Origin of the sequence: Moorena sp. SIO3B2 (assembly GCF_010692525.1) — a bacterium.
GTDB classification, from domain to species: Bacteria; Cyanobacteriota; Cyanobacteriia; order Cyanobacteriales; family Coleofasciculaceae; genus Moorena; species Moorena producens.
This window is the reverse complement of the sequence record NZ_JAAHHE010000220.1, coordinates 1-10,619: the sequence shown is the minus strand read 5'-3', so window position 1 is coordinate 10,619 and position 10,619 is coordinate 1. Positions and strand designations below refer to the sequence as shown.

Annotated in this window: 11 protein-coding genes and 1 pseudogene; 10 read left to right on the top strand and 2 right to left on the bottom strand. The window is 43.8% G+C overall.

Annotated elements, in window-relative coordinates; translation table 11 throughout:
• A pseudogene (locus F6K38_RS28490) lies at positions 1-503 on the top strand (hypothetical protein); the annotation flags it as partial.
• A gap of 55 nt (positions 504-558) precedes the next feature.
• On the opposite strand, the gene F6K38_RS28485 reads toward F6K38_RS28490, so the two are convergent.
• Positions 559-1,668 (bottom strand): metallophosphoesterase family protein, encoded by a 1,110-nt coding sequence (locus F6K38_RS28485; RefSeq protein ID WP_287358421.1) that lies wholly within the window; start codon positions 1,666-1,668, stop codon positions 559-561.
• Positions 1,669-2,022: 354 nt separating this feature from the next.
• Between F6K38_RS28485 and trmB the strand changes: the two genes are divergently transcribed.
• The 9 genes from trmB (at position 2,023) to F6K38_RS28440 (ending at position 10,174) form a co-directional block, all read left to right on the top strand.
• Positions 2,023-2,664 carry a tRNA (guanosine(46)-N7)-methyltransferase TrmB gene (gene trmB, locus F6K38_RS28480; RefSeq protein ID WP_044493866.1) on the top strand — a complete coding sequence of 214 codons (642 nt, stop codon included), beginning with the start codon at positions 2,023-2,025 and terminating at the stop codon, positions 2,662-2,664.
• A gap of 281 nt (positions 2,665-2,945) precedes the next feature.
• Positions 2,946-4,235: an RNA-guided endonuclease IscB gene (gene iscB / locus F6K38_RS28475; protein ID WP_008186580.1), complete on the top strand. Its 1,290-nt coding sequence runs from the start codon at positions 2,946-2,948 to the stop codon at positions 4,233-4,235.
• 234 nt (positions 4,236-4,469) lie between these two features.
• A complete protein-coding gene (locus tag F6K38_RS28470) occupies positions 4,470-5,765 on the top strand; it encodes an ATP-binding response regulator (protein ID WP_008186582.1) in 1,296 nt (431 codons plus the stop codon).
• Between the two features lie 66 nt (positions 5,766-5,831).
• Complete coding sequence (gene rpmI / locus F6K38_RS28465; RefSeq protein WP_008186584.1) at positions 5,832-6,029, top strand: 50S ribosomal protein L35; 198 nt, start codon at positions 5,832-5,834, stop codon at positions 6,027-6,029.
• Between the two features lie 61 nt (positions 6,030-6,090).
• On the top strand, positions 6,091-6,444 hold the full coding sequence (gene rplT / locus F6K38_RS28460; protein ID WP_008186586.1) for a 50S ribosomal protein L20: 354 nt from the start codon (positions 6,091-6,093) through the stop codon (positions 6,442-6,444).
• A 335-nt stretch (positions 6,445-6,779) separates the two neighbouring features.
• Entirely contained in the window at positions 6,780-7,592 is an 813-nt protein-coding gene (locus F6K38_RS28455) for a transporter substrate-binding domain-containing protein (RefSeq protein ID WP_008186587.1), read from the top strand.
• Positions 7,585-8,112: a tetratricopeptide repeat protein gene (locus F6K38_RS28450; RefSeq protein ID WP_008186589.1), complete on the top strand. Its 528-nt coding sequence runs from the start codon at positions 7,585-7,587 to the stop codon at positions 8,110-8,112. Before F6K38_RS28455 ends, F6K38_RS28450 begins: the two co-directional genes overlap by 8 nt.
• A 141-nt stretch (positions 8,113-8,253) precedes the next feature.
• Positions 8,254-9,177 carry an Rpn family recombination-promoting nuclease/putative transposase gene (locus F6K38_RS28445; protein ID WP_008186591.1) on the top strand — a complete coding sequence of 308 codons (924 nt, stop codon included), beginning with the start codon at positions 8,254-8,256 and terminating at the stop codon, positions 9,175-9,177.
• Between the two features lie 103 nt (positions 9,178-9,280).
• Complete coding sequence (locus tag F6K38_RS28440; RefSeq protein ID WP_008186593.1) at positions 9,281-10,174, top strand: Rpn family recombination-promoting nuclease/putative transposase; 894 nt, start codon at positions 9,281-9,283, stop codon at positions 10,172-10,174.
• A 77-nt stretch (positions 10,175-10,251) separates the two neighbouring features.
• Here F6K38_RS28440 and F6K38_RS28435 read toward each other — a convergent pair.
• Positions 10,252-10,619, bottom strand: a 368-nt coding sequence (locus F6K38_RS28435; RefSeq protein ID WP_502709606.1) for a WD40 repeat domain-containing protein, incomplete at its 5' end; no start/stop codon positions are given.

Sequence of the window (10,619 nt, the reverse complement as noted above, 5' to 3'; positions counted from 1 at the left end):
CGGAGCACGAACCGGAGCCCGAACCGGAACCGGAGCCGGAGCCGGAACCGGAGCCGGAACCTGAGCCTGAGCCGGAACCTGAACCTGAGCCGGAGCCGGAACCTGAGCCTGAGCCGGAACCTGAGCCTGAGCCGGAACCTGAGCCTGAGCCGGAACCTGAGCCTGAGCCGGAACCTGAGCCTGAGCCGGAACCTGAGCCGGAACCTGAGCCGGAACCTGAACCCGAGCCTGAACCTGAACCCGAGCCTGAACCTGAGCCTGAGCCGGAACCTGAGCCGGAACCTGAGCCTGAGCCGGAACCTGAGCCTGAGCCCGAACCCGAGCCGGAAACGGAAATTCCTGTTCAGCTACCGGATCAAGGTCAAGGAGTAGAGGATGACTTCCCTGGTCAAGGTCAAGGAGTAGAGGATGGCTTTCCTGGTCAAGGTCAAGGAGTAGAGGATGGCTTTCCTGGTCAAGGTCAAGGAGTAGAGGATGGCTTCCCTGGTGGAGGAAATCCCTGAGCTTATGACGTTAGTTGTGGTGGTTGAATTTGTTCAAGAAAAGCCGTCTTAGTCATTAGTTTTTTGTCAGCAATAGAGTGGTCTGATTATCAATCAGAGCAGGTTTACCATCACTGGTATGGGAGCTAAATGACTCAAAATAGCGACGAACTGGGGTAGGAAACTCAGGAAAGTTGAATACAGCATCACCATCAGCAATATGAGCCCAGAAGTAGCGTAGACTGGGAGCAAGTTTCTGGGCATCTGAATCGGGTAAATTTAAGGGGGGAGAAGTCAGGAGTTTCACCATGAATGGATAAGAGCGATCGCTCATCCATTCTCTAGATATTTGGGTTAGGTTTTCCCAACCAGGGACTGATTCCACTCGATGAGATTCAATTTGCAACCATCTTTTGCCCTGATTATCGGTACACAACTGCAATATCCGGTAGGGGTGAGGATAGCTAACTAATGAACCTGTTGTGATTTCGTAGACTCCCTCTTGATAGGCGATATCCTGTACATGCAAGTGACCTGTAAATAGTAGATTGACCCCAGCAGTTTTGAGAATATTGTGTAATACTGGAGCATTTTCCAAGATATACCGATGTCCCAAGGGATGGTTAGCTTGATCGGGCAAATGCTCGATGACATTGTGATGCACCATCACCAGCACCAATTTATCCTGGCACTGGGGAAGCACTTGCTCAAGCCAGATCAGCTGTTGCTGATCAAGACGCCCTACCTGTTTACCACCGGTATCGAACTGGTTAGAATTTAACCCAATCAGCTGTACTCCAGGCAAAACTTCACAGGTATAGTACAACTGCTCGGGATTTTCATAACCAAATTGGCGATAGTAGTAGGGAAATTCCTTTAGTCCAATCGAGTGTTCATTGGGTAAGATATTGGGGACATCATGATTTCCAGGTACGACGTACACTGGAAAAGGCAACTGGCTCAATCGCTTTTGTAACCAGGCATGATTGTCTGGTTCACCATGCTGGGTTAAGTCTCCTGGTAGGAGGAGGAAATCCAAGGCTTCCTGCTCTAAATCCTCCAGAATCCTTTCTAGGACTGGAATACTAACTTCTACCAAATGAAACCGATTGGGATGATCCCAGATGGTGTGGGGTAACCCGATATGTAGGTCACTTACCACGGCAAAGCGAAAATTTAAACTCATAACTAAAACTTTTCTTGATTAACCCCTAGTTTAATTATTATTAAAATTATCGCTCATGACCTTTGCTTTTCTCCATTATTGTTTAGGTTCAATTTAACTGCTCACCTAAACAATAATGGATAATCTTTAATTTAGCCTGACATAATTAGGCTTTAGTCTATAAAAAACTTTAAAGATTACATTTAGGATAAATACAGATGAGTTGGAATTGCCTTCATTGAGGTGCGCGCCTCCTAGGGCGATTTACTCGCCCTAGGAGGCGCGCACCTAGATATCACATTTACAACTAGATTAGGGATATAACCCTTAATCCCTGATCCCCCATCCCCTGAGTAAAGTAAGGAGGTGCTAAGGTTGGCTAGAGTCAGAGTGCGACAACACGTTAATCCACTTAGCAAGCAATATCAGATGCCGGTGAGTCCTCCGGATTGGAATCAAGTTTATGCCCAAACTACTCAACCATTACATCTGGATATTGGCTGTGGGAGAGGGGAATTTTTATTGCAGATGGCAACACAACAACCCCACTGGAATTTTTTGGGGTTAGAAATTCGGGAACCATTGGTACAACAAGCCAACAGTAAGGTGGTAGATTTAGGGTTGAGCAATCTCCTATTTTTGTTCTGTAATGCTAATAGTTCTATAGATTCACTCTTTAGCTCTTGGCACCCTGGTGCCTTGCAGCGCGTCACTATTCAATTTCCTGATCCTTGGTTCAAGAAGCGACAAGCCAAACGACGTATAGTTCAGCCCACCTTGGTTGATAATCTAGGGGCTTATTTGACCAGTGGAGGGGAGGTCTTTCTACAATCCGATGTGGAGGAAGTGGCAGTGGAAATGCGATCGCGCTTCGATGCTCATCCAGTCTTCTACCGGCCAGAGACTGCTTGGCTGCCAACCAACCCCCTGCCAGTGCCTACTGAACGGGAAATTTCCACCCTCGCTCGTGGTGAACCTGTGTACCGAATGTTGTTCTTTCGCCGTGATGATGTTTAAGGAATAGTCAACTACCGCACGCTGAATCATAGATTACAGCGTGGGCTTGAAAGAGTCTGTTGACCAGACGGCTAGTTTTATTATTAGCAGCCGTTAAGACCAAGAGTTAAAATTCCTACCCTGGAGTACGTGCCAGCTCTAGGCTCTAGAAGTAAGTAATTAAACAGGTCATTCGGGAAAGCCAGTGTTACTTACAAAGTACCGAGTCTTAACATCGTCGTTCGCGCAAGCGTGTGCAAAGCACTCGGCAAACTTTACCCTGAAAAGGAGTGTTCAAAGTAATGCGAGTTTTCGTACTAGATAAAGATAAACAACCTTTAGAGCCTTGTCATCCGGCAAGAGCTAGAGAACTACTCAAAAAAAGGAGAGCTAAAGTTTTTAAACGTTATCCATTCACCATTATTCTGCTAGACAGAACAGTTAATAATTCGGTTACCCATCCATATCGAATCAAGATAGATCCTGGTTCAAAAACCACAGGTATTGCCATTGTCCAGGAGTCAACAGGACGAGTAACTAATGCCTTAGAAATTTATCATCGAGGTTTACAGATTAAAAATGCCTTGGAGTCTCGTAGGGCTTTAAGACGTGGACGGCGTAACCGTAAAACTCGTTACCGTAAGCCCAGATTTATTAATCGTATAAAACCGGAAGGATGGCTCCCACCATCGTTAATGAGTCGAATTTTTAATGTTGAGACTTGGGTTAGGCGACTTACTAAGTTATGTCCTGTAACTGCAATTTCTCAAGAGTTAGTCCGCTTTGACACTCAAAAGATGCAAAATCCTGAAATCTCAGGGGTTGAATATCAACGAGGCGAGTTATTTGGTTTTGAGGTCAAAGAATATTTACTAACCAAGTGGGGACGAAATTGTGTGTATTGTGGTGCGGAAAACGTGCCTTTAGAAGTAGATCATATTATTCCCAAATCAAAAGGAGGTAGCAATCGAGTTAGTAATTTAACCTTGGCTTGTCGAAGCTGTAACCAGAAAAAAGGGAACAAATCCATTGAGAAGTTTCTCAAGAAAAAGCCTGATGTACTCAAAAGAGTACTAGCCAAAGCAAAAACCCCACTCAAAGACGCAGCAGCAGTAAATGCAACTCGTTGGGAATTATTCAGAAGACTAAAGCTAACTAGATTACCTGTAGAGACTGGCTCCGGCGGTCTGACTAAGTTTAATCGTAAAACCAGAGGCATTGATAAGACTCATTGGGCAGATGCTGCTTGTGTAGGTCAATCTACTCCTGAAAAACTGTTGCTCAATGGTATCAAGCCTTTAATAGTCAAAGCTAAAGGTCATGGTGTTCGTCAACGATGCAGAACTGACAAATATGGTTTTCCAAAAGCTCATGCATCTAAAGCTAAATTCTTTCGAGGGTTTCAAACAGGAGACATAGTTAAGGCTGATATCCCAAAAGGTAAATACGCTGGGCAATACACAGGACGGATTGCTATTCGTTATCGTCCTAGCTTCATGTTGTCATTACCTAATCAACGCTTTGATGTCCATCCTAAATACTTGCAAACAATCTTTAAGGCTGACGGTTATGAATACCAAGTCAATCAATAAGGATTCGCTACCGCTGGCCGTAGGCCACGCTACGCGAACAATTTATTTGTTGGCGGCAATTCCCCAGACACTGACCCTACGGGTTCAGGTGTCCGCCCCCTTGCCGCATTAATGGTGGAGTAGGAACACTCGTAGCCAAACCGCCTTCTGATTCAATCAGATCAGCGGGCTACTGGTCAGTATGCTCCTGCCCAATTTGCTTCTCCCCTATGGTTCGCTCTACGTAATTAAAGAATGAATAACCATCAAGCTGAGGCAACTCAGGCAGAAATTATGGTTGTGGATGACACACCAACCAATTTGCAGCTGCTATCTTCCATCCTGATTCAGCAAGGCTATCAGGTTAGGAGCATGATCGATGGACTACTTGCCTTGGAATCAGCATTGTGTGATCCACCGGATTTGATTTTACTAGACATTATAATGCCAAAGATCGATGGCTATGACGTCTGTAAACAGCTGAAATCTAATCAAAAAACTCAGGGAGTTCCAGTAATCTTTATCAGTGCTCTGGATGAAACTTGGGACAAGGTGAAAGCCTTTGCTGTTGGTGGTGCTGACTATATCACCAAGCCATTCCAGGTTGAGGAAGTTTTAGCCCGTGTGGAGAATCAATTGACTCTGCACAAGCTACAAACACAACTGATTGAGCAAAATCAACTGCTGCAACAGGAAATTCGCGATCGCATTTCCGCCCAAACTGCTTTAGAAGCCCTCAATCAAGAACTTGAAACCAGAATCCAAGCTCGCACAGTGGAACTAAGAGATTACTTAGAACAGCTACGCAACTTGGAATCGCAATTGCGTCAATCACTGGAGCGTGAAAAAGAAGTCAGTGACCTTAAATCTCGGATTATTTTTACCATATCCCATGAGTACCGTACACCTTTAATGACAATTCTATCCTCTGTGGAACTCCTAGAACAGTACCGTCATAAATTGACTGATTCTCAGCAAGTTAAACATTTTTGGCGGATCCAAGGTGCGGTCAAACATATGACTACCCTAGTCAATGATTTATTATTCATTAATCAAGCAGAATTCGATAAGTTAGAATTTCAACCAGTTGCTTTGAATTTAGTAACATTTTTTCAGGAGTTATTCTGCCCAATTCAATCAAGCCTTGGGGCTAAACATCGGCTACTATTTAGTAGTAAAAGAGACTGGGAGCCAATATTAGGAGACCCCAAAATTATTAGACAAATTCTGAATAACATCATCTCCAATGCCATTAAATATTCTCCCGATGGTGGGACTATTTTAGTACAGCTAAACGGAGATGAAGAGAAAGTAATCTTACAGATAATTGATCAAGGTATTGGCATCCCTAAAGAAGACCAACCAAAATTGTTTGAGTCTTTTAGTCGTGCCAGTAATGTGGGTATAATCCCAGGAACAGGACTAGGGTTATCAATTGTCAAAAGTTGTGTAGACTCACACGGTGGTAAGATTCACGTGGAAAGTGAAGTGGGTGTTGGAACAACCTTTACCATCACCTTGCCCAAGAATTTACCAGAAGAAGACGAATAAGCCGGTCACCTAATTACGCAGCAATTGGTATACAATAATAAATTGTGCCATTATTATAATCCGTCAATGCCTAAACTAAAAAGCCGCAAATCAGCTGCCAAGCGTTTTAGAGCTACTGGCAGTGGTAAAATAAGACGCCGCAAAGCGTTTAAAAATCACTTACTAGAACACAAGACCTCAGAACGGAAGGGGCGCTTGTCTAAACTGACCTTGGTAGACGAACGGGATGCGGATAATGTTCGCCTGATGTTGCCTTATATGTAAATCTTAACAGAAGACCTAAACTGCTAACACTACTAAACTAACATACTAGCTAGAATCAACCATGACACGGGTAAAACGCGGTAATGTCGCTCGTAAGCGGCGCAAAAAAATTCTCAAACTTGCTAAGGGGTTCAGAGGTTCCCACTCGAAACTCTTCCGCATTGCTAACCAACAAGTGATGAAAGCACTGCGCAATGCCTATCGTGATCGCCGCAAGCGCAAGCGGGATTTTCGACGTCTGTGGATTACTCGCATTAACGCAGCAGCACGTCAAAATGGCATTAGCTACAGCCAGCTGATGGGTCAAATGAAAAAAGCCAATATCCAAATTAACCGCAAGATGTTGGCACAGCTGGCAGTTCTGGATCCAGATAGCTTTAACAAAGTGGTGGAGTTAGCGGCTAAAGCTGAGTAAGCATATGCGCTACGCGCACGCTACGCGCGTCTGCGGTCAGCCGTCAGCTTTTGGCCATTCGCGTAGCGTAGCCATAGGCCAAGGCTAATGGCTGATAGCTGAATGCTTAGCAACCTGAGAAACTCGGGTTTTGGGTAAATGGGTAATCCGTAAGGGTAAGGCTTGTTGAGGGTAAAAACCATCTTTGGTTCTTTTGATTATTATAGATTATAAGAATTATCCCATCCAAATTGAATTGGGAGTTAATTGCTATTTAATTGGTATTGTTTTTTCAGGCAAGTCCCTTAAGCAAGACCGATTACCTTACCTTTTTGCGAATTTCGATTCCCCGACCGATGCTTAAGCACAAGTTCTTCAACTTTGGTATGGTCTTCGGATTGACGGCGATGTCTTTTTTGACACCGTTACGGGTTGGGAGTGCTCAACTTGAGGAAATAGAGCAGCGGGGTCAGTTGATTGTTGCTGTCAAAGATAATCTGCGCCCTTTGGGATATAGGGATGCGGATGGCAAGTTACAAGGATTGGAAATTGACTTAGCACGACGTCTAGCAGAAGAACTGTTAGGTAATTCAGATGCGGTGGTGTTGCAGCAGGTGGGAAATCTTGACCGACTGAAGGTGGTTTTGGACGGTGAAGTTGACCTGACAATTGCTAGAGTCACAGCCACAGCACCTCGCCGCCGATTAGTGGATTTTAGTATCCCCTACTACCTGGATGGCACGGGTTTGATTACTAAAGACCCCTTAATTACCAGATTGGGTGATCTCCATAGCAGAACCATCGCCATACTCAATCATTCTAGCACAATTGCTGTCGTGCAGTATGCTTTACCGGAATCTAGGGTGGTGGGAGTAGATTCCTACCAAGAAGCGCGTACGCTTTTAGAAAATGGTAGGGCTGATGCTTTTGCTGCCGATAAGAGCATTCTCAGTGGCTGGGTACAAGACTATCCTGAGTATCGGATGCTACCAGTGTGGCTCTCGGGTGAAGCCTTGTGTGTGGTGATGCCTAAGGGGTTACAATACACCAAGCTAAAGCAGCGCGTGAATCATGCGATCGCACGTTGGCAAGCAGATGGTTGGTTAGCTCAACGAGCTACTGCTTGGGGATTACCATTAAGAAGAAAAACTGTCAAACCTTATGAATGATACACTGCCAACTATTTATCTTTCCGTTTTGCTAGTCCTACTTGCTGGTGTTACTTTCGCGGTGCTGCGCCAAGTTATCAAAACTCGTAGAATTGAAACCACTCTCTCTCGGTTGGAGAAAAAGCTGCAAAAAGACCGGGGGACAGTTATAGAGTATTACGAGTTGGGCAGTATTTATGCGGACAAGAAGCTATTTGGTCAAGCTATCCTGCTATTTCAAAAAGCCTTGAAAGGGACTGATGCTGACGAAGAAAACCTTGGTCCTGTCTATAATGCTTTGGGTTTCGCCTATTGTGCTAAAGAACAGTATGATCTGGCTATTCGCCAGTACAAAGAAGCCTTGAAGCAAGAGCCTGGATATGTCACAGCCCTCAACAATCTCGGTCATGTTTACGAGCGCAAGCAATTAACTGCTCAGGCGTTAGAAGCTTATGATGAGGCGCTCAAATATGACCCCAAGAATTCTACCGCTAAGCGTCGAGCAGAATCCCTCCGGAAACGGTTGGTTACACCAGCTTGAATAAAGTCAGAAGAATCAATTATGAAGTAAGCTGTTGAGCTAGGGTCGGCAAAAGGTCGTCACAGATAACCTGAACTGAAAAATCTATCACTTTTGCCCACCTTTGATTCAAATCGAGAACAGTAACACCAGCACAAGACAATGCCAGACACACATATTCGCTTTGATTGGGCAATCAAAAAACTGCTGCGTAATAAAGCTAACTTTGGTGTTTTGGAAGGGTTTTTAAGCGAGTTGTTGCATTTCGATATTACCATCAAAACCCTTCTCGAAAGCGAAGCTAATCAAGAAACACTCGATGATAAAACTAACCGAGTTGATATTCTCGCTGAAACCACTGATGGCGAGCTGATCCTGATTGAAGTACAAAACAACCCTCAACATGATTATTTCCACCGTATGCTCTACGGTGCGTCTAAGTTAGTCACCGAATACTTAGACAAAGGTGAAGAGTACGGTCAAATTAAAAAAGTCTACTCAATCAATATAGTCTACTTTAACCTCGGAATGGGAGATGACTATATTTATTCCTATCGTGGAGAATTCGTTGGGGCTAATCTGGGGGATATCCTGCAACCGACAAAAACTCAGGAATTTAAATTTCACATCAATAAAGTAGCAGATATCTTCCCAGAATACTACCTGCTGAAAGTAAGGAATTTTAAGGATTTAGCGAAAAACCCCTTAGATGAATGGATTTATTTTCTCAAAAACAGCGACATCAAAGCGGAATTTTCGGCGAAAGGAATAGCAGAAGCTAAGGAGGCGCTGCGAGTCACTAATTTATCAGAACAAGAAAGAGCAGCTTACGAGCGTTATATCAACAACAAGCGTGACGAAGCTAGTATCCTGAGTACCCAAGAGTTGGAAACAAAATGGCAAGTGGAACAGGCAGAAATTCGAGGTATTGAAAAAGGTATCCAACAAGGAAAACAAGAAGGTATCCAACAAGGTAAAAAAGAAGAAAAAATAGCGATCGCCCGTTCCTGCCGGGAACAAGGTTTAGATGTGGAAACTATTATGAACATCACCCAACTTTCTCGGCAAGAGATTGAATCAATTTAGAATGTAGAATGTAGAATTCAGAATTGATAATTCTACATTCTACATTCTACATTCTTCATTCACCATTCACCATTCACTCTTTCTTCCTTAAGATAACAAGACAATGCCAGACACACATATTCGCTTTGATTGGGCAATCAAAAAACTGCTGCGTAATAAAGCTAACTTTGGTGTTTTGGAAGGGTTTTTAAGCGAGTTGTTGCATTTTGATATTACCATCAAAACCCTTCTCGAAAGCGAAGCTAATCAAGAAACACTCGATGATAAAACCAACCGAGTTGATATTCTCGCTGAAACCACTGATGGCGAGCTGATCCTGATTGAAGTACAAAACAATCCTCAACACGATTATTTCCACCGTATGCTCTACGGTGCGTCTAAGTTAGTCACCGAATACTTAGACAAAGGTGAAGAGTACGGTCAAATTAAAAAAGTCTACTCAATTAATATAGTCTACTTTAACCTGGGAATGGGAGATGACTATATTTATTCCTATCGTGGAGAATTCGTTGGGGCTAATCTGGGGGATATCCTGCAACCGACAAAAACTCAGGAATTTAAATTTCACATCAATAAAGTAGCAGATATCTTCCCAGAATACTACCTGCTGAAAGTAAGGAATTTTAAGGACTTAGCGAAAAACCCCTTAGATGAATGGATTTATTTTCTGAAAAACAGCGACATCAAAGCCGAATTTTCGGCCAAAGGAATAGCCGAAGCCAAGGAGGCGCTACGAGTCACTAATTTATCAGAACAAGAACGAGCCGCTTATGAGCGTTATATCAACAACAAGCGTGACGAAGCTAGTATCCTGAGTACCCAAGAGTTTGAGACTAAATGGCAAGTGGAACAGGCAGAAATTCGAGGTATTGAAAAAGGGATAAAACAAGAAAAAATAGCGATCGCCCGTTCCTGCCGGGAACAAGGTTTAGATGTGGAGACTATTATGAAAATCACCCAACTTTCTCGAGAAGAGATTGAATCAATTGAGAATTGAGAATTGAGAATTGAGAATTATACATTCTCCGTTCTTCATTCTTCATTCTCCATTCTTCATTCTCCATTCTTCATTCTTCATTCTTCCAGCAAGCCATCACAAAACGCCTTCAGTTCCGGATTGACAGAACTATTCCTGAAATTACTACGTAAGTAAGCGCAACCCCTAGCTAAGAGTCCATCCAGGGTGTCCACCCGCCACAGCTTGATGGTATCACCGTCTATAGTAGCCAGTTGCGACCCATATGGGTGGAAAACTAGGCGAGTCCCCTCGAATTGGGCAATTTGCCGACCTGCTAAATCCCACAGGCGGACGGTACGGTCAACTCCAGCGCTAGCCAGCAGCTGACCATCCGGACTAAATTCCACCTGGTCAACCCAACCCTGATGCCCTTTCAATTCCTGGATTTGCCTAGTTTTGACGTCCCACAATCTCACGATTCCGT